We start from the raw sequence: 18,963 nt of genomic DNA on the forward strand, positions 1-18,963 counted from the left end.
CGGACAGGCCGAACCTTTCCCCTCCCGTGCCCCGGACAAGCCGCGCCCGGCGCGGCCCCGATCCCGGACCCAGGGGACCGGGCGGGAACGCTCGCCGTCCCTTGCAGAGGCATGGCAGGAAGCGTTTTCCGGCGGGTCCCGGCTCGCCTTCCGCGGGCGCTGCAGGCGTCCGGGGACACCGGGCTCCATCCGGCAATGCGGCGCCCCTACCCCTCCACCCGGAACTCCGCCGCCAGCCCCTCCCCCACCAGCGCCGCGACCGCGCCATGCTGGGCGGCGAGGCGGGCGCGGCAGAAGGCGGCGGTCTCGCGCGGCAGGCGCCCCAATTCCTGCCGGCGGGCAATGAGGGTGAGGTGGCGCGTCAGCCCCGGGCCGGGCAGCTTGTGGCAGGCAAAGCCATCGAGTGGCAGGCCCGCTTCCAGAAGGCAAAGCGGCGTGGTCACGGCGAAGCCCGCCCCTTCCAGCACCGCGCTGGTGACGCCATAGGGCGTGTCGAATTCCAGCGGGCGCGGCAGGTCGAGCCGCAGGCGGCGCAGATGCCGCTCCACCTCCATGCCGGTCTTTGAACGGGCGGAGAAGCGCACCAGCGGCAGGGCGCGGGCGAGGTCCTCCAGCGCCTCCACCGAGGCAGGGACCGGCGCTGGCGCCGGCAGCAGCAGCACATAGGGCTCGGAGAGCAGCGGCCAACGTTCCAGCCCCTCGATCTCGTCCAGCGCGTCGGCACCGACGAGAAGGTCGAGCTGCCGGGTGAGCAGCGCCCCGGCATGCGAGGCGGTGAGGCCCGACAGCAGCGACACCTGTTCCGCCTTCTCCCCCAGCGCGCGGGCAAGCGGCGCCATCAGCGCCCGCGCCAGCGAATCCACCAGCCCGGCGCGCAGCAGCGGCAGGCGGGCATGCTCGGCCTCGCGCAGCAGCGGGGCGATCTGGCGCGCTTCGGAAACCAGCGCGCTCGCCCGCTGGCGCAGTGCCCCGCCGGCGGCGGTGAGGCCGAGCGGGCGGGCGGTGCGGTCGAACAAAGCGATGCCGATGCGCCGTTCGAGATCGGCCACCGCCTGCGAAATGGCGGGCTGGGTCAGCCCAAGCCGCCGCGCCGCCTGCGCCATGGTGCCGGCGTCACAGACCGCGAGGAAGATTTCCAGCGCCCGCAGATCGAAGGGCAGCGTGTCGGCGGGGGGCATGGGGCGGTCTTTCGTGTCTCGCCGTCATCCTGAGGTGCCCGGCGCGAGCCGGGCCTCGAAGGAGGCTCGCCACGGCGCGCCTGGAAACCCATCCTTCGAGGGTGGCTTCGCTCGCGCCTCGGGATGACGGCGTCTTCGGGGCTCTCTATAACCAAAACTTATATTATCACCGGATCGGCGTTGATCTATAGGTTTTTACCGTGTCCGGCAGCGAACCTCGCCGCGAGCCCCGAACGAGCCCCGCCCATGCGCTATTCCGTGTTTTCCCTGCTCGCCAATGCCCTGAACGGCCAGAAGGGCTGGACCCCGGCCTGGCGCGAGGCGGCGCCGAAGCCGGCCTATGACGTCATCATCGTCGGCGGCGGCGGGCATGGGCTGGCCACCGCCTATTACCTCGCCAAGGTACACGGCATCCGCAATGTCGCGGTGCTGGAAAAGGGCGTCATCGGCTCCGGCAATGCCGGGCGCAACACCACCATCATCCGCTCCAACTATCTGCTGCCCGGCAACGAGCCGTTCTACGAATGGTCGATGAAGCTGTGGGAAGGGCTGGAGCAGGAACTGAACTACAACGCAATGGTGAGCCAGCGCGGCATTCTCAACCTGTTCCACTCCGACGCCCAGCGCGACGCCTATGCGCGGCGCGGCAATGCCATGCGCCTCGCGGGTGTCGATTCCGCGCTACTGGACAAGGCGCAGGTGCGGGCCATGTACCCGTTCCTCGATTTCGACAATGCGCGCTTTCCCATTCAGGGCGGGCTGCTGCAGGCCCGCGCCGGCACCGCCCGCCACGATGCGGTGGTGTGGGGCTATGCCCGCGCCGCCGACCGTCTTGGCGTCGACATCGTGCAGAATTGCGAAGTGACGGGGTTCATCCGCGAGGGCGACGCCATCGTCGGGGTGGAGACCACGCGCGGGCCGGTGCGGGCGGGCAAGGTGGGGGTAGCGGTGGCGGGTTCGTCCTCGCGCGTCGCCGGCATGGCCGGGCTGCGGCTGCCGATCGAGAGCCATGTGCTGCAGGCCTTCGTCTCCGAGGGGCTGAAGCCGCTGGTCGACGGCGTCATCACCTTCGGCGCCGGGCATTTCTACATCTCGCAATCCGACAAGGGCGGCCTCGTCTTCGGCGGCGATATTGACGGCTACAATTCCTACGCCCAGCGCGGCAATCTCCCCGTGATCGAGGATGTGTGCGAGGGCGGCATGGCCTTGATGCCGCGCATTGGGCGGCTGCGGCTGCTGCGCCACTGGGGCGGCATCATGGACATGTCGATGGACGGATCGCCGATCATCGACCGCACGCCCGTGCCGGGGCTCTTCCTCAATGCCGGCTGGTGCTATGGCGGCTTCAAGGCAACCCCGGCCTCCGGCTGGTGCTTCGCCCATCTGCTGGCGAAGGGGGAGCCGCACGAAACCGCTGGCGCTTTCCGGCTCGACCGCTTCCGTACCGGCCATCTCATCGACGAGAAGGGAGTCGGCGCGCAGCCGAACCTGCATTGATGGTGAGGTCTGTTGAAATGAAGCCGCCTGCGGCGGCGTTTCTCCTGGGTCCCGGATCGGCACTGCGCTTCGCGCAGCTTGTCCGGGAAACAGCGGCTTCGTGTCCCGTACAAGCGAAGGCGCAGCCCGAGCGCCGATCCGGGACCCAGCGCAAAAACCCGCGCAGCGCCCAAATCCCTGTCGCCTTGTCGGAAGGTGCCGCCTGATGCGTATCCCCTGCCCCTATTGCGGCGCGCGCGACGCCCATGAGTTCGCCTATCTCGGCGATGCGACGCTGACACGGCCCGATCCAGCCGCGCCGGACGCGGAACAGGCCTTTCACGACTATGTCTATCAGCGCGACAACCCGGCCGGGGCGCATGAGGAGTGGTGGTACCACGCCAGTGGCTGCCGCCAGTGGCTGCGCGTCGCCCGCGACACCCGCACCCACGCCATATCGGGCGCGGTCGCCGCGCGGGCGACGGGAGAGCCGGCATGAGCGCACCGAACCGTAACCGGCTGACCAGCGGCGGCCTGATCGACCGGGCGAAGCCGCTCGGCTTCAGCTTCGACGGCACGGCCTATCGCGGCTATGAAGGCGACACGCTGGCCTCGGCGCTGCTGGCCAATGGCGTGCGGCTGGTGGGCCGCTCGTTCAAATATCACCGCCCGCGCGGCATCGTCGCAGCCGGGGCGGAGGAGCCGAACGCGCTGGTGGAACTGCGCTCGGGCGCACGGCGCGAGCCCAACACCCGCGCCACCGTCACCGAGCTCTATGACGGGCTGGAGGCGGCGAGCCAGAATCGCTGGCCCTCGCTCGCCGTCGACGCGCTGAGCCTCAACCGCTTCCTCTCGCCGTTTCTCGGCGCCGGCTTCTACTACAAGACCTTCATGTGGCCCGCCGCCCTGTGGGAGAAGCTCTATGAGCCGGTAATCCGCCGTGCCGCCGGGCTCGGCCGGGCGGCGGCGGAGGCGGACCCGGACCATTATGAGAAGGTCACCGCCTTCTGTGACCTGCTGGTCATCGGCGCCGGCCCGGCCGGGCTGATGGCGGCGCGCGCGGCGGCGCGTTCCGGCGCGCGGGTGATCCTCGCCGATGAGGATTTCCTGCCCGGCGGCGCGCTCAATGCCGAGGCCGGCGATGTGGGCCGCAGGCCCGCCCCGGCCTTCGCCGCCCATGTGGTGGCGGAACTGATGAGCCTGCCCAATGTGCGGGTGATGCGGCGCACCACCGTGTTCGGCGTCTATGACAGCGGCACCTATGGCGCGCTGGAGCGGGTGAGCGACCACCGGCCCGAACCCCTGCCCTTCCAGCCGCGCCAGCGCCTGTGGCGGCTCGTCGCGCGGCGCGCCGTGCTGGCGGCGGGCGCCACCGAGCGGCCGATCGTGTTCGGCGGCAATGACCGGCCGGGCGTGATGCTGGCGGGAGCGGTGGGCACCTATGTGCAGCGCCATGCCGCGCTGCCGGGACAGAAGATCGCGCTGTTCGCCAATAATGACGGCGCCTGGCGGCAGATGCTGGCGGCCCACGCCGCCGGCGCGCCGGTGGAGACCATCCTCGATGTGCGCGCCGAGGTCGCCCCCGCCCTTGTCGCGGCCGCGCGGGCCGAGGGCATTCGCGTGCTGACCGGCGCTCAGGTGATTGCCACGGCTGGCAAGACGCTCACCGGACTCACCGTCGCCACCGCGTCGGGCACCGAGCGGATCGCCGCCGACACGCTCGCCGTCTCCGGCGGCTGGTCGCCCGCCGTGCATCTTACCTGCCACCATGGCGGCAAGCCGGTGTGGGACGACGCCATCGCCGCCTTCGTGCCGGGCACCTGCCCGCCCGGGCTCGCCGTGGCCGGTGCGGCGCGGGGCGTGTTCGGCCTCGGCGCCTGCCTCACGGACGGCGCGGCGAAGGGTGCCGAAGCGGCGCAGGCGCTCGGCTTCACCGTGCCGGCGCTCGACGTGCCCGAGGTGGCGGACGCCCCCTTCGCCCTCGCCCCGTTCTGGCATGTGGAAGGCTCGCAGGGCGCGGCCTTTGTCGACCTGCAGAACGATGTCACCGCCAAGGATGTCGGCATCGCCCACAGGGAAGGCTTCCGCTCCGTCGAACTGCTCAAGCGCTACACCACGCTGGGCATGGCGACCGACCAGGGGCGGACCTCCAACGTCACCGGCCTCGCGATCATGGCGCGCCTCACCGGCGCCTCGATCCCCGAGACCGGCACGACGATCTTCCGCCCGCCCTATACGCCGGTCTCGCTCGGCGCGCTGGCGGGACACCATCGGGGCAAGGATTTCCGCCCCGTCCGCCTCACCCCGACGCATGAATGGGCGCGCGAACAGGGCGCGGTGTTCATTGAGACCGGTGCGTGGCTGCGGGCGCAGTATTTTCCGCGCAAAGGCGAGAAGGACTGGCTGGAGACGGTCTCGCGCGAGGTGAAGGCGGTGCGCGCGGGCGTCGGGATGATCGATGTCTCGACCTTCGGCAAGATCGATCTGCAGGGAGCGGATGTCGGCGCCTTCCTCGACCGCGTCTACATCAACGGCTTCGCGGCGCTCGCCGTCGGCAAGGCGCGTTATGGCGTCATGCTGCGCGAGGACGGCATGGTGATGGATGACGGCACCACCGCACGCCTGTCGCCCGAGCGTTACGTGATGACCACCACCACGGCCAATGCGGCCAAGGTGTTCCAGCATCTCGAATTCTGCCTGCAGGTGCTGTGGCCGGAACTCGACGTGGCGCTCGCCTCCGTCTCCGAGCAATGGGCGCAGATCGCCCTCGCCGGGCCGCGCGCGCGGGACGTGCTGGCACGGGTGGCGGATGGCGATGTGTCCAACGCCGCGCTGCCCTTCATGGGCGCGATCGAGGGCACGGTGATGGGCGGGGTGAAGGCGCGGCTGTTCCGCCTCTCCTTCTCCGGCGAGCTTGGCTATGAGATCGCCGTGCCCGCCCGTCATGGCGCGGCGCTGGCCAAGGCGCTGATGGCGGCGGGCGAGGAATTCGGCATCACGCCCTATGGCATCGAGGCGCTGGGGGTGATGCGGATCGAGAAGGGCCATGTCTCCGGCAACGAGCTTTCCGGCCAGACCACGGCCGGCGATCTCGGCTTCGGCCGCATGGCCTCGACCAAGAAGGACTATATCGGCCGCGTGATGGCCGCCCGGCCGGGCCTGACCGACCCGGAGCGGCCGTGCTTCGTCGGCTTCAAGCCGGTGGACCGCGCGCGCCGGCTGCGGGCGGGGGCGCATTTCCTCCCCCTCGGCGCCGCGCCCACGATGGCAAACGACCAGGGCTACATGACCTCGGTCGCCTATTCCCCGCATCTGGGGCACTGGATCGGCCTCGGCCTGATCCGGCGCGGGCCGGAACGCCTCGGCGAGCGGGTGCGCGCCTATGACCCGGTGCGTGGCGAGGAAATCGAGGTCGAAATCTGCGCGCCCGGCTTCATCGATCCGGAAGGAGTGCGTCTTCGTGGCTGAGCTTTCGTCTCACGATCCCCTCGCGGGCCTTCCCTTCGACCGCGTGCCGCCCTCCGGCCGCTATGGCGCGGCGGGTGAACCCGGCGTCACCGTCACCGCGACGGACGCGCCCTTCATTGCCCTCGTCGTCGCCCGCAACGGCTTTGCCGCCAGCGTCGCCACCCGGCTGGGGCGTGCCTTCGGGGTCGAGACAGCCGACCGGCCCGGCGCGGCGATCGGGGCCGCCTCTACCGTGATCGGCACCGGGCCGGGGCGCTTCCTCGTACTGTCGACCATAGAGCCGGACCTCGAAGGCACGCTGCGCGCTCTGCTCGGCTTTGAGGCGGCCGTGACGGAGCAGAGCGACGCCACGATCGCCTTCGACCTCACCGGCGAGAAGGTGCCCGATCTGCTTGCCAAGGGGGCGCTGATCGACCTCGACCCGCGCGTGTTCCGCCCCGGCGAGGCCGCCACCACGGTGATCGCCCATATCGGCGTGACGCTATGGCGGGTGAACGAGACCGGCTGGCGCCTCCTCGTGGCGCGCAGCTTGGAGGCCAGCTTCACCCGCTTTCTCGTCGCCAGCGGGGCGGAATTCGGCCTCGCTCTGGAGAACGGAGCGGCGGGACGAGGTTGACGGCGGCGCGCCGCGCGCTTTGCCCTTCGCCCGCTCTCAGCCAGAGCCGTTCCGGCGAATGGAACCTCTCTAACGCTCTGATCGCACGCAATTCCTATCGCGAAACCGCTAGGCACTTTTGCGGGAATTGCTCTAGAAGCCTGTCGGCGCGCGCATCACCGACGCCGCGACCGGCGTTTCGACGAGACCTGACATGACCGATACCCGCGATCCCTATGTCCTGACCCTCTCCTGCCCCGACCGGCCCGGCATCGTCGCCGGCGTCGCCGGCTTCCTGTTCGAGCAGGGCGGCAACATCCTCGAAGCGCAGCAGTTCGACGACACGGAAAGCGGTCGCTTCTTCATGCGGGTGATGTTCGACCGCGCCGGCGGCGCGGGTCCGCTGGAGGCGCTGAAGAGCGATTTCGAGGCGGTGGCGGCCAAGTTCGCGCTGGACTGGCGCATGCGCCCCAAGGGCCGCAAGCCGAAGGTGATGCTGCTGGTCTCGAAATTCGACCATTGCCTTGCCGACCTGCTCTATCGCTGGCGCATCGGCGAGATTCCCATGGACATCGTCGCCATCGCCGCCAACTACCCGCGCGAGACCTATGCGCATCTCGATTTCGCGGACATTCCTTTCCACTATCTGCCCATCACCAAATCGACCAAGATGGAGCAGGAAGCCCAGCTGTGGGAACTGTTCCAGTCCTCCGGCGCGGAAGTGGCGGTGCTGGCGCGCTACATGCAGGTTCTGTCGGATGGGCTGTCGGCCAAGCTGTCGGGTCGCTGCATCAACATCCACCACTCCTTCCTGCCCGGCTTCAAGGGCGCCAAGCCCTATCACCAGGCGCATGCGCGCGGGGTGAAGCTGATCGGCGCCACGGCGCACTATGTCACCTCCGACCTCGATGAGGGGCCGATCATCGAGCAGGATGTGGAGCGCATCAGCCATCAGGACTCGGCCGAGGACCTCGTGCGCAAGGGCCGCGACATCGAGCGCCGCGTGCTCGCCCGCGCGCTGGCCTGGCATCTCGACGACCGCGTGCTGGTGAACGGGCACAAGACGGTCGTGTTCCGCGACTGAGGAGGCTTTCATGGTCGAGACCCGGCTGATCGACGGCAAGGCCTTTGCCGAGGCGATGCGCGCCCGGCTGAAGGACGAGGTCGCCGCCTTCATCAAGGAGACCGGCGTAACGCCCGGCCTCGCCGTGGTGCTGGTGGGCGAGGACCCCGCCAGCGCGGTCTATGTCCGCAACAAGGGCAAGCAGACGCTGGAGGCCGGCATGGCCTCGATCGAGCACAAGCTGCCGGCCGACACCTCGCAGGGCGAGGTGCTGGCGCTGGTGCGGGCGCTCAACGCCGACCCTGCCGTGCACGGCATTCTCGTGCAGTTGCCCTTGCCCCCGCCTATCGACGCGCAGGCGGTGCTCGCCACCATCGACCCGGCCAAGGATGTCGACGGCTTCCATGTGGTGAATGCCGGCCGGCTGGCGGTGGGGCTCGACGCGCTGGTGCCCTGCACGCCGCTGGGCTGCGTGATGCTGTTGAAAGACACGCTTGGCAGCCTCGCCGGGCTGGAAGCGGTGGTGGTCGGGCGCTCCAACATCGTCGGCAAGCCACTCGCCCAGCTGCTGCTGCGCGAGGACTGCACGGTCACCGTCGCCCATTCGCGCACGCGCGACCTGCCGGCCGTGTGCCGGCGCGCCGATATCCTCATCGGCGCGGTGGGGCGGCCGGAGATGATCCGCGGCGACTGGATCAAGCCCGGCGCGACGGTGATCGATGTCGGCATCAACCGCATCACCGGCGCGGACGGCAAGGGCCGGCTGGTCGGCGATGTGGCGTTCGCGGAGGCGCAGGGCATCGCCGGGGCCATCACTCCGGTGCCGGGCGGCGTCGGGCCGATGACCATCGCCTGTCTGCTGGCGAACACCCTCACCGCCGCGCGGCGCCAGCTGGCGTGACGCGGCGGCGCTGCCGGCCCGTCAGATCGCCTGCGGGAAGCTGAACAGATTGCCGGGATCTACCGCCGCCTTGATGGCGGCGAGGCGCGGCAGGTTGGCGCCGTAATAGCGGGCGCGCCATTCGGCGAGCGAAGCGTCGGGGAAATTGACGAAAGCCCCGTGCCCGCCGGCCTGGTCAACTGTGTGATAGAGCCCGTCCTGCCATTCCTTGGCGGCGCGCACGATCTCCGGTCGCACCGTGTCGTCCTCGCTCCAACTCACCCCGACCACGGACAGCCACCGGCTGGCGCGATGCACGAAGGCGCTCGCCGCCGGCGCGGTCTCGTTGATGCGCCCGCCGGTCTGAAAGAAGAACAGGTCGCCATGCGCGCCGGTGCCGGGCCAGCGCACGAGATGGTCGAACGCCTTGTCGAGAAAGGCGTCGGACGGCGCGGTATCGAGAAAGGCCGAGCGCTCGCGGTACCAGGCCGGAGCGCCGGGCTCCATCAGGAAGGCCTGCGCGTCCCAATAGGGCAGCTCGCGGATATCGGTCAGTTCGGGCGCGGCGACCGCCATCACCGGCTGCAGCAGCTTTTCCAGCCCCTGGCGGTCGCCGGCGAACTGGCCGAGCAGAGTGATCGCCACCTGCCGCCCGCCGGCGTGAAGTTTGGGCGTGACGCCGGCGAGGCTGATACGGGTGCCGAGCGTCACCGGCGCGTCGTCGAGGGCGGCGAACAGGGCGCCGGCGACCTTCCGCGTGTTCTGGCGCCAGACGATGCGGAAGGCGGTGAGCTGGCGGTCGGCCGGCACGGTGTCGAAGGTGAAGGAGGTGCTCACGCCGAAATTGCCGCCGCCCCCGCCCCGTATCGCCCAGAACAGGTCCGGCTCCTCGCTGGCGGAAAGGCTGCGCACCCGGCCATCGGCGGTGACGATCTCGGAGGCGACGAGACTGTCGGAGGCGAGGCCGAGCCGGCGCATGTTGAAGCCGATGCCGCCGCCAAGCACGAAGCCGGCGACGCCGACCGTGGGGCAGCGGCCATGCGTCATCATCCGCCCGGACTGGCGCAGCGCGTCATAGATCGGCTGGTTGATCGCGCCGGCGCCGACCTTGGCCCGCCCGGTGGCGGGGTCATAGGCGATGGTGTTCATCGCCGCCATGTCGATCAGCAGGCCATGGGTGGTGGAGAAGCCGGCATAGGAATGGCCGCCACCGCGCAGGGCGAAGGGCACTTCGTAATCCTGGCACCAGCTCAGCACATCGCCGATCATCTGCGGGGTGCGGCAGCGCACGATGCCTTCGGGCCGGACATGGCGGAAGCGCAGATTATTGGGCAGCGCCTCGGAGGCGAAGCCGGCATCGGAGGGGCGCAGCAGCGCGCCATCGGTGAGGCGGGCTAGCGCCTGCCAGCGATCCACCGGCGGGACGGGCGCGGGGGTCGGTGCCGGAGCCGGTGCCGTGGTCGGCGCTTCTTGCGCCCGCAGTGGCGCGAAGCCGGCCAGCGCGGCGCTGGCCGCCGTGCCAAGGAGAAGACTGCGGCGGTTCAGCCGTGGTGCTGCGTTCATCTGGTCGCTCCCCCGAGGCGCGGCTGCGGGGCCTTGCGCAAAGCGGCCCGCGCCTTTTACCCATGCGTCCCATATTGCCGGGGACTTGTGAAGGGGACGGAAACAAATCTCAGGGTTGTACTTATCAATTAGTGATTGTGACCAAGAAACGACGCCCGGAGGCGGCGCTCACACCCGGGTCATGCGGTTCCAGGCATCCAGACCGGCGATCTTGTAGGCCTCGGCCAGGGTGGGATAGTTGAACGTGTTCTCGATGAAATAGTCGATCGTGCCCTTGAGGTTAAGCACCGCCTGGCCGATGTGGATCAGCTCGGTGGCGCCCTCGCCGACAATGTGGACGCCGAGCAGACGGCGCGTCTTCACCGAGAAGATCATCTTCATCATTCCGCTGTTCAGCCCCATGATGTGGCCGCGCGAGGTCTCGCGGAAGCGGGCGATGCCGCATTCATAAGGAATCTCCCGCTTGCGCACCTCCTCCTCGCTCATGCCGACGGTGGAGATTTCCGGAACGGCGTAGATGCCATAGGGGAAGAATTCGGGCGGGGGCGGCGGCTCCAGCCCGAAGGCGTGGCAGGCGGCGACGCGGCCCTGCTCCATCGAGGTGGAGGCGAGGCTGGGAAAGCCGATGACATCGCCCGCCGCATAGATGTGCGGCACGGCGGTCTGCAGCGTCTTCGGCTCGACGGTGATGCGCCCGCGATGATCGACGCTGAGGCCGGCGGCGTCCAGATTCAGCCGGTCGGTGGCGCCGACGCGGCCGGCGGCGAAGAGCAGCATGTCGGACTGCACGGTGCGCCCGTCCGCCAGCTTGCACACCGGCCGCTCGCGCGCGTCCAGCGTGATGGAACTGACGGCGGCGCCGAGCCGCAGCCCGACATTGCGGTCGCGCAGTTCGTGGGTGAATTCCTCGATCAGTTCCTTGTCGATGAAGTCGAGAAAGGTCGAGCGCGGCTCGATCAGCGTCACCGACACGTCGAGGGCGCTGAAGATCGAGGCATATTCCACCCCGATGACGCCGGCGCCGATGACGGCGAGGCTGCGCGGCAGGCGCGGCAGGTCGACGATCTCGTCGCTGTCGAACACGCTCATGCCGTTGAACGGGACATAATCCGGCCGGAACGGGCGGGTGCCGACCGCGATCAGCACATGCGCGCCGGTGACGGTGTCGACCTCGCCGCCCTCCCCGGTGATTTCGATGGTGTGCGGGTCGACAAAACGCGCCTCGCCGCGCGCGGTCTTCACCGCGTTGCGGGCGAACTGGTGTTCGAGAACCTCGACCTCATGGTCCAGCGTCTTGTGCAGCCGCGCCATCAGATCGCCCGCGCCGATATCCTGCTTCACCCGGTAGGAGCGGCCATAAAAGCCGCGCTCGCGCCAGCCGGAGAGGTTGAGCACGGTTTCGCGCAAGGTCTTGGACGGGATGGTGCCGGTGTGAACGGAGACGCCGCCGACGCGGCGCCCCTTCTCGATGACCAGTACCGACTTGCCGATCTTGGCCGACTGGACGGCGGCGCGACGGCCGGAGGGGCCGCTGCCAATGACAATCATGTCGAAATCGTACATGGCGCGACGAACCGTCCTGTGGCAACGAGGTAGGGGCACGCCCTTCGATGCACGATGAATGCCAAGGCTCCATGACAGTGCCGGGCAGGCGCTTTGCCGAGTGATCTTGCCCGGCGAGCCTGTCGGGGGGCTTGCTTTTGCCGGCAAACCGCGTCCCATCGCCCAAGGGAAATGAAGGGGAACGTTCGCGTGACGGATGGACGGCGCAAAACGCGCGCAATGATGGCCGAGGCACCGGTCGAGGAGCTGACCACCGGCTCGGGCGCGCCGGTGGCGCGCGAGCGCACGCTGGAACAGGCGCTCGGCCATCAGGTGCGGGCGATCCGCAGGGATCTCGACCTCACCGTCTCCGATCTCGCCAGTGCCGCCGGCATCTCGGTCGGCATGCTCTCGAAGATCGAGAACGGGCTGATCTCGCCCTCGCTGGCAACGCTCCAGTCGATTTCCACCGTGCTCAACGTGCCGATCTCCACCCTGTTCACCAGTTTCGAGGAGAAGCGCGACTGTTCCTTCGTGCCGGCCGGGGGCGGGGTGCGGATCGAGCGGCGCGGCACCAAGGTGGGGCATGAATATGAGCTGCTCGGCCATGCGCTCGGCGGCGAAGTCGGGGTGGAGCCCTATCTGATCACGCTGAGCGAGGAAGCGGTGCCCTATACGGGCTTCCGCCATGCCGGGGTGGAGTTCATCCACATGCTCTCCGGCGAGGTGATCTACCGCCATGGCGACCGCACCTATCACCTCAAGCCCGGCGACTCGCTGCTGTTCGACAGCGCCGCCAGCCATGGGCCGGAGGAGCTGCTGGTACAGCCGATGCGCTACCTCTCCATCATCATGTATCCGCGCGAGAGCGAGCGTTGAGGCCGGAGCCGGACCCCGCGATTTTTCCTCAGAAGAAAATTATATTCACTCGGATTGACGCCCGCCCGCACCGCTCCTACAAGAGGAGGCACGGCCTCATGGCCCTTGCCCTTCCCTTGCCTGCAGGAGTTCTCAAGCCATGTGCGGCATTGTCGGCCTGTTCCTGAAGCAGCCGAAGCTGGAGCCGGAACTCGGCGCTCTGCTTTCGCAGATGCTCGACATCATGTGCGACCGGGGGCCGGATTCGGCCGGATTCGCGGTTTATGGCGGTGGCACGCCGGGCTTCGTGAAGCTGACGCTGCGCGGCCCCGCCGGCACCGATTTCGCCGCGCTCGGCGAGAAGCTCGGCCATCCCATCCTTCCCCGCGACACCCATGGCGTGCTGAACGTGCCGGTGGCGGAGGAAGCGAGCGTCCGCGCCGCACTCGCCCGCCTCGCGCCCGAGCTGCGCGTGGTGGGGGCCGGCACCCGCATGGAACTGTACAAGGAAGTCGGTCTGCCCGCCGATGTGGCGAAGCGCTTCAAGCTGGAAGAGATGAGCGGCACCCACGCCATCGGCCACACCCGCATGGCGACGGAAAGCGCCGTGACCACGGACGGCGCCCATCCCTTCTCCACCGGGCCGGACCAGTGCCTGGTGCACAATGGCTCGCTGTCCAACCATGCCGGCGTGCGCCGCCTGCTCGCCCGCGAGGGGCTGCCGGTGACGACGGAGAACGACAGCGAGGTCGCCGCCGCCTACCTCACCTACCGCATGCGTGGGGGCGATACGCTGGGCGAGGCGCTGGAGCATTCGCTGGGCGACCTCGACGGCTTCTACACCTTCGTCGTCGGCACGGAGAGCGGCTTCGGCGTGCTGCGCGACCCCATCGCCTGCAAGCCCGCCGTCATGGCGGAAACCGACGATTATGTCGCCTTCGCCTCCGAATACCGGGCGCTGGCCGGCCTGCCGGGCATCGAGACCGCGCGGGTGTTCGAGCCGGAGCCGGCCAAGGTCTATTTCTGGGATCGCGCCGCATGAACTTCTCGCTGAAGCCTGCCACCGCCGAGGGCGAAACCCTCGTCGACCTCGCCACCACCCCGCTGCGCGACTTGAACGGCGCGCTGCACAAGCTGGCGCCCGACACCAATCAGACTCTGTGGAAGATCGCCCATCCCGCCGGCCGCCACGCCATCGCCGCCGGGCTCGATGTGCCGGTCACGGTCGAGATCGACGGGCCGGTCGGCTATTACTGCGCCGGCATGAACAAGCAGGCGCGCGTCATCGTGCACGGCAATGCCGGCGTCGGCGTCGCCGAGAACATGATGAGCGGCTTTGTCCATGTGAAGGGCGACGCCAGCCAGGCCGCTGGCGCCACCGCCCATGGCGGGCTGCTGATCATCGACGGCAACGCCTCCGCCCGCTGCGGCATCTCGATGAAGGGCATCGACATCGTGGTGAAGGGCTCGGTCGGCCATATGAGCGCGTTCATGGCGCAGGCCGGCACCCTCACCGTGCTGGGCGATGCCGGCGAGGCGCTGGGCGACTCTCTCTATGAGGCCAAGCTGTTCGTGCGCGGCTCCGTCGCCTCGCTCGGTGCCGACTGCATCGAGAAGGAGATGCGCGAGGAGCACAAGGCGCTGCTGGCCGAGAAGCTCAAGGCGGCCGGCATCCTCGGCGAGGTCGATATCGCGGAATTCCGCCGCTACGGCTCGGCCCGCACGCTCTACCATTTCCACGTCGACAACGTGTCGAGCTACTGAGGGCGCGATGACCGACCACAGCCACACCCCGCGCACCACGCCGCGCTCTTCCGCCACCTTCGACGACTACACGCTTTCGGAAATCCGCCGCGCGGCGGCGACCGGCATCTACGACATTCGTGGCGGCGGCGCGAAGCGCAAGGTACCGCATTTCGACGACCTGCTGTTCCTCGGCGCCTCCATGTCGCGCTACCCGCTGGAAGGCTACCGCGAGAAGTGCTCCACCGAGGTCGTGCTCGGCACCCGCTTCGCCAAGAAGCCGATCGAGCTGAAAATCCCGATCACCATTGCCGGCATGAGCTTCGGCTCGCTCTCGGCCAATGCCAAGGAAGCGCTGGGGCGCGGGGCGTCCGCCATGGGCACCTCCACCACGACAGGCGACGGCGGCATGACCAATGAGGAGCGCGGGCATTCCACCCAGCTCGTCTACCAGTACCTGCCCTCGCGCTACGGCATGAACCCGGACGACCTCAAGCGCGCTGATGCCATCGAGGTTGTGGTCGGCCAGGGCGCCAAGCCCGGCGGCGGCGGCATGCTGCTCGGCCAGAAGATCACCGAGCGCGTCGCCGCCATGCGCACCCTGCCCGTCGGCATCGACCAGCGCTCCGCCTGCCGTCACCCGGACTGGACCGGGCCGGACGATCTTGAGATCAAGATCGAGGAGCTGCGCGAGATCACCGATTGGGAAAAGCCGATCTATGTGAAGGTCGGCGCCGCCCGCCCCTATTACGACACGGCCCTCGCCGTGAAGTCCGGCGCCGATGTGGTGGTGGTCGACGGCATGCAGGGCGGCACCGCGGCGACGCAGGAAATCTTCATCGAACATGTCGGCATTCCGACACTCGCCGCCGTGCGGCAGGCGGTGAAGGCGCTGCAGGACCTCGGCATGCACCGCAAGGTGCAGCTCGTCGTCTCCGGCGGCATCCGCAACGGGGCGGACGTGGCCAAGGCGCTGGCGCTCGGCGCCGATGCGGTGGCGATCGGCACGGCGGCCCTCGTGGCGCTGGGCGACAACGACCCGCACTGGGCTGCCGAGTACGAAGCGCTCGGCACCCGTCCCGGCGCCTATGACGACTGGCATGAGGGCCGAGATCCCGCCGGCATCACCACGCAGGATCCCGAGCTGATGAAGCGGCTCGACCCGGTGGCGGCCGGTCGGCGCCTCGCCAATTATCTCGCCGTGCTGACGCTGGAGTGCCAGACCATCGCCCGCGCCTGCGGCAAGAGCCATGTGCACAATCTGGAGCCGGAAGACCTCGTCGCGCTGACCATCGAGGCCGCCGCCATGGCCAATGTGCCGCTGGCCGGCACCGACTGGATACCGGGCCGCAACGGCGGTTTCTGAGGGGTCTGGCAGCCGTCATCCCGGCCGGAGGCGTAGCCGCAGAGCCGGGATCGCGTGCCTGATTGTTTCGCGATCCCGGACACGGCCTGACGGCCGTTCCGGGATGACGGAACGGTGGGACGAAGGGCAAGGAACGGCCCTGAAAATGCATTCACCAACGAGCCCGAACGGGCCGGGGAACAGCGAAACCGGATAGCACCATGGCCACTGATCTTGCCCAAGCCGATCTGAAACATGCCGCCAAAGAGCTCGGCATCACCTATTTCCTGATCTCCTATGTCGACCTGTTCGGCGCGCTCCGGGCCAAGCTCGTGCCCGCCAGCGCCATCAGCGGCATGCAGAAGGCCGGAGCGGGCTTCGCCGGTTTCGCCACCTGGCTCGACATGAGCCCGGCCGATGCCGACCTGTTCGCCGTTCCCGACGCCTCCAGCCTGGTCCAGCTGCCGTGGAAGCCGGAAGTCGGCTGGCTCGCCTCCGACCTCGTGATGAACGACGAACTCGTGGCGCAGGCGCCGCGCAACGTGCTGAAATCCACCATGCTCGGCGCTGAAAGCCTCGGCTATGTCATGAAGACCGGGGTGGAGTGCGAATTCTTCCTCACCAATGCCGATGGCAGCAAGATTTCCGACGCCGCCGACAACGCCACCAAGCCCTGCTACGACCAGTCCGCCCTGATGCGCCGCTACGAGGTGATCAAGGAAATCTGCGACAGCATGCTCACGCTCGGCTGGCGCCCCTACCAGAACGACCATGAGGACGCCAACGGCCAGTTCGAGATGAACTGGGATTTCGCCGACGCGCTCATCACCGCGGACCGGCACGTGTTCTTCAAGTTCATGGCCCGCTCCATCGCCGAAAAGCACGGGCTGCGCGCCACCTTCATGCCCAAGCCGTTCATCGACCTCACCGGCTCGGGTTGCCACATGCACACCTCGCTGTGGAGCCCAGAGGGGGCCAACCTGTTCGAGGACGAGAAGGGCGAGCTCGGCCTTTCCGCCCTCGGCTACGGCTTCATTGGCGGACTGATCCATTCGGCCGACGCGCTGTGCGCCTTCACCAACCCGACGGTGAATTCCTACAAGCGCATCAACGCCCCGCGCACCGTTTCCGGCGCCACCTGGGCGCCGAACACCGTCACCTATACCGGCAATAACCGCACCCATATGATCCGCATTCCCGATGCGGGCCGGCTGGAGTTGCGCCTACCGGACGGCGCCGCCAACCCCTATCTCGCCCCCGCCGCCGTGCTGGCCGCCGGGCTCGACGGCATCCAGAACCAGCGCGACCCGGGCAAGCGGCTCGACATCAACATGTACACGGACGGGCACAAGGTGAAGGGCGCCAAGAAGCTGCCGCTGAACCTGCTCGACGCCATCCGCGCACTGGAAAAGTCGAACGTGCTGCGCAGCGCGCTGGGCGCGCCGCTGGTGGACGGCTATGCCAAGCTCAAGCACGAGGAATGGAACGCCTATTCGCGCCACCTCACCCAGTGGGAGCGCGACAACACGCTGGATATCTGAGGGGGGCCAGAGCTTTCCCTCTCCCCTCGGGGAGAGGGAGCAACGGCCGGCCATATCCGGATCGCCCCCCTCACTCCCTGACCGAGAACGGCACCACGTCGCGCCGGTCGGGATCGAGCACGATGGCGCGGTCGAGCGGGGGGAAAGCGCGCTCGGGGCAGGCGGTGCGCGGGCAGATGCGGCAATTGACGCCGAGCGGCGCGGGAGCGGCCGCCTTCAGGTCCAGCCCGTCGGCATGGACGAGCTCGCCGGCATGGGAAATCTCGCAACCAATGCCCAGCGCGAAGCGGCGCTCGCGCGCGCCATGGCGCAGCGCCGGCTTGGAGGTGCCGCGCGCGAGGCACAGATAGCGCGCCCCGTCCGGCATCTCGCCCAACTGCACCAGCGTGCGGGCCGGCTGCTCGAAGGCCTCGTGCACGTTCCACACCGGGCAGGCGCCACCATAGCGGGCGAACTGAAAGCGGGTGGCGCTGTGCCGCTTGATGACATTGCCGGCGCGGTCGACTTTCAGGAAATAAAACGGCACTCCCTTCTCGCCCGGCCGCTGCAGCGTCGAGAGGCGGTGGCATACCTGTTCGAGGCTCGCCCCGGTGAGGGCGGCCAGCCGGTCGAGATCGTGCCGCGTCTCCCGCGCCAGCCGGGCGAAACGGCGATAGGGCAGCAGGAGCGCGCCGGCGAAATAGTTCTGCAGCGACAGCCGGCACACGTCGCGTGCCGTGGGGCTGCGGAAGCCCGCTTCCTGTACATGCTGGTCGATCAGCTCGCTCTGCTCGAAACGGGCGAGAAAGGCCGCGAGGCGGAAGGCGCGGCTCGCGGGGTCGAGCGTGCGCGCCAATGTGGCCACCCGGCGGTGGCGGTCATAGGCGAGAAGCGGCGCGTCGAGCCGGGTGGCGGGCGCCATTTCCACCGTGATGTCGTGGCGCTGGCGCAGATGCGCCGCCAGCACGCCCACCGCATCGTCGCGGCCGAACAGGTCGAGCGCGGCGTTGCGCTCTTCGCCGGCGCGGTCGAGCCCGTCGACATAATTGTCGATGTAGTGGAAATGGTCGCGCACTTCCTCATAGGGCGCGAGGTTCCGCGCCTCGTCCGGCGCCGCCCCGTCGACCTCGCGCGCCACCGAGACAAGCGCATCCTCCTGCGCGGCGCGCCGCTCCTCCAGCCGGCGCAGCGCCCCGTGCAGGCGCAGGAAGGCATGGGCGAAGGCGGGCGCGTGGGTGGTGGCGTTCTTCAGGTCCTGCAGGCTCGGCTCGATGCCGCGAAACACCGGATCGGCCAGCGCCTCGCGCAGGTCAGCGACCACGCGGTCGAGATCGTCGGCACCGAAGCGAGTGATGTCGAGATCGAACACCCGGCTGATGGCCAGCAGCACGGCGGCGGTGACGGGGCGCTGGTTGCTCTCGATCTGGTTGATGTAGCTCGGCGAGAGCGACAGGCGCCGGGCGAAGTCCATCTGGGTCAGCCCCAGCCGCTCGCGCACATGGCGCACCGCATGGCCGGCGAAGACTTTTCGGGACATGATCGCCTCCGGCAGAACCATTTACAGGGCATCGTCATCCTGAGGTGCTGGCCAGAGGCCAGCCTCGAAGGATGGCCGCTCACCTGCGCCCGGACCAACATCCTTCGAGGCTCGCTATGCTCGCACCTCAGGATGACGGCGCGAGAGGCAGCGGCATAGAACCGTCGATTTTGTGAAAATTTTACAACTTCACGA

General features: G+C 68.8%; 15 protein-coding genes. 11 read left to right on the forward strand and 4 right to left on the reverse strand.

Annotation, left to right across the window (positions count from 1 at the left end):
* Positions 1 to 206: 206 nt before the first annotated feature.
* Positions 207 to 1,178, reverse strand: coding sequence for a LysR family transcriptional regulator (locus tag K9D25_RS00475; protein WP_244378207.1), 972 nt, complete (start codon positions 1,176 to 1,178; stop codon positions 207 to 209).
* A 246-nt stretch (positions 1,179 to 1,424) separates the two neighbouring features.
* Here K9D25_RS00475 and K9D25_RS00480 point away from each other — a divergent pair, with 246 nt between their 5' ends.
* From K9D25_RS00480 to folD, 6 genes are all read left to right on the forward strand, one after another.
* Entirely contained in the window at positions 1,425 to 2,675 is a 1,251-nt protein-coding gene (locus K9D25_RS00480; protein WP_244378208.1) for a sarcosine oxidase subunit beta family protein, read from the forward strand.
* 205 nt (positions 2,676 to 2,880) lie between these two features.
* Positions 2,881 to 3,153, forward strand: a complete 273-nt coding sequence (locus tag K9D25_RS00485) for a sarcosine oxidase subunit delta (RefSeq protein ID WP_244378209.1) — start codon at positions 2,881 to 2,883, stop codon at positions 3,151 to 3,153.
* Positions 3,150 to 6,122 carry a sarcosine oxidase subunit alpha family protein gene (locus K9D25_RS00490; RefSeq protein ID WP_244378210.1) on the forward strand — a complete coding sequence of 991 codons (2,973 nt, stop codon included), beginning with the start codon at positions 3,150 to 3,152 and terminating at the stop codon, positions 6,120 to 6,122. Before K9D25_RS00485 ends, K9D25_RS00490 begins: the two co-directional genes overlap by 4 nt.
* Positions 6,115 to 6,738 carry a sarcosine oxidase subunit gamma gene (locus K9D25_RS00495; protein WP_244378211.1) on the forward strand — a complete coding sequence of 208 codons (624 nt, stop codon included), beginning with the start codon at positions 6,115 to 6,117 and terminating at the stop codon, positions 6,736 to 6,738. Before K9D25_RS00490 ends, K9D25_RS00495 begins: the two co-directional genes overlap by 8 nt.
* A 193-nt stretch (positions 6,739 to 6,931) precedes the next feature.
* Complete coding sequence (gene purU, locus K9D25_RS00500) at positions 6,932 to 7,801, forward strand: formyltetrahydrofolate deformylase (protein WP_244378212.1); 870 nt, start codon at positions 6,932 to 6,934, stop codon at positions 7,799 to 7,801.
* A gap of 10 nt (positions 7,802 to 7,811) precedes the next feature.
* Positions 7,812 to 8,681 (forward strand): bifunctional methylenetetrahydrofolate dehydrogenase/methenyltetrahydrofolate cyclohydrolase FolD, encoded by an 870-nt coding sequence (folD, locus tag K9D25_RS00505; RefSeq protein ID WP_244378214.1) that lies wholly within the window; start codon positions 7,812 to 7,814, stop codon positions 8,679 to 8,681.
* Positions 8,682 to 8,702: 21 nt separating this feature from the next.
* Here folD and K9D25_RS00510 read toward each other — a convergent pair whose 3' ends face one another.
* Both K9D25_RS00510 and sthA read right to left on the reverse strand, forming a co-directional pair.
* Entirely contained in the window at positions 8,703 to 10,223 is a 1,521-nt protein-coding gene (locus K9D25_RS00510; protein WP_244378216.1) for an FAD-binding oxidoreductase, read from the reverse strand.
* 168 nt (positions 10,224 to 10,391) lie between these two features.
* On the reverse strand, positions 10,392 to 11,786 hold the full coding sequence (sthA, locus tag K9D25_RS00515; protein ID WP_244378217.1) for a Si-specific NAD(P)(+) transhydrogenase: 1,395 nt from the start codon (positions 11,784 to 11,786) through the stop codon (positions 10,392 to 10,394).
* A gap of 222 nt (positions 11,787 to 12,008) precedes the next feature.
* Between sthA and K9D25_RS00520 the strand changes: the two genes are divergently transcribed.
* The 5 genes from K9D25_RS00520 to glnT all read left to right on the forward strand — a co-directional run bounded on the left by K9D25_RS00520 (position 12,009) and on the right by glnT (position 17,252).
* A complete protein-coding gene (locus K9D25_RS00520) occupies positions 12,009 to 12,644 on the forward strand; it encodes a helix-turn-helix domain-containing protein (protein ID WP_244378218.1) in 636 nt (211 codons plus the stop codon).
* 139 nt (positions 12,645 to 12,783) lie between these two features.
* A complete protein-coding gene (locus K9D25_RS00525) occupies positions 12,784 to 13,665 on the forward strand; it encodes a class II glutamine amidotransferase (RefSeq protein ID WP_244378219.1) in 882 nt (293 codons plus the stop codon).
* Positions 13,662 to 14,387 (forward strand): protein glxC, encoded by a 726-nt coding sequence (locus K9D25_RS00530; RefSeq protein ID WP_244378221.1) that lies wholly within the window; start codon positions 13,662 to 13,664, stop codon positions 14,385 to 14,387. The genes K9D25_RS00525 and K9D25_RS00530 overlap by 4 nt, the downstream gene beginning before the upstream one ends.
* A gap of 7 nt (positions 14,388 to 14,394) precedes the next feature.
* The gene (locus K9D25_RS00535) at positions 14,395 to 15,732 is read left to right on the forward strand and encodes an FMN-binding glutamate synthase family protein (RefSeq protein ID WP_244378223.1); all 1,338 of its coding nucleotides are present in this window, start codon (positions 14,395 to 14,397) and stop codon (positions 15,730 to 15,732) included.
* Positions 15,733 to 15,932: 200 nt separating this feature from the next.
* The gene (gene glnT, locus K9D25_RS00540; RefSeq protein WP_244378225.1) at positions 15,933 to 17,252 is read left to right on the forward strand and encodes a type III glutamate--ammonia ligase; all 1,320 of its coding nucleotides are present in this window, start codon (positions 15,933 to 15,935) and stop codon (positions 17,250 to 17,252) included.
* Positions 17,253 to 17,322: 70 nt separating this feature from the next.
* Here glnT and K9D25_RS00545 read toward each other — a convergent pair whose 3' ends face one another.
* Positions 17,323 to 18,768: a helix-turn-helix domain-containing protein gene (locus K9D25_RS00545; protein WP_244378226.1), complete on the reverse strand. Its 1,446-nt coding sequence runs from the start codon at positions 18,766 to 18,768 to the stop codon at positions 17,323 to 17,325.
* Between the last annotated feature and the right edge of the window lie 195 nt (positions 18,769 to 18,963).

Origin of the sequence: Ancylobacter polymorphus, from assembly GCF_022836935.1 — a bacterium.
GTDB lineage: Bacteria > Pseudomonadota > Alphaproteobacteria > Rhizobiales > Xanthobacteraceae > Ancylobacter > Ancylobacter polymorphus_A.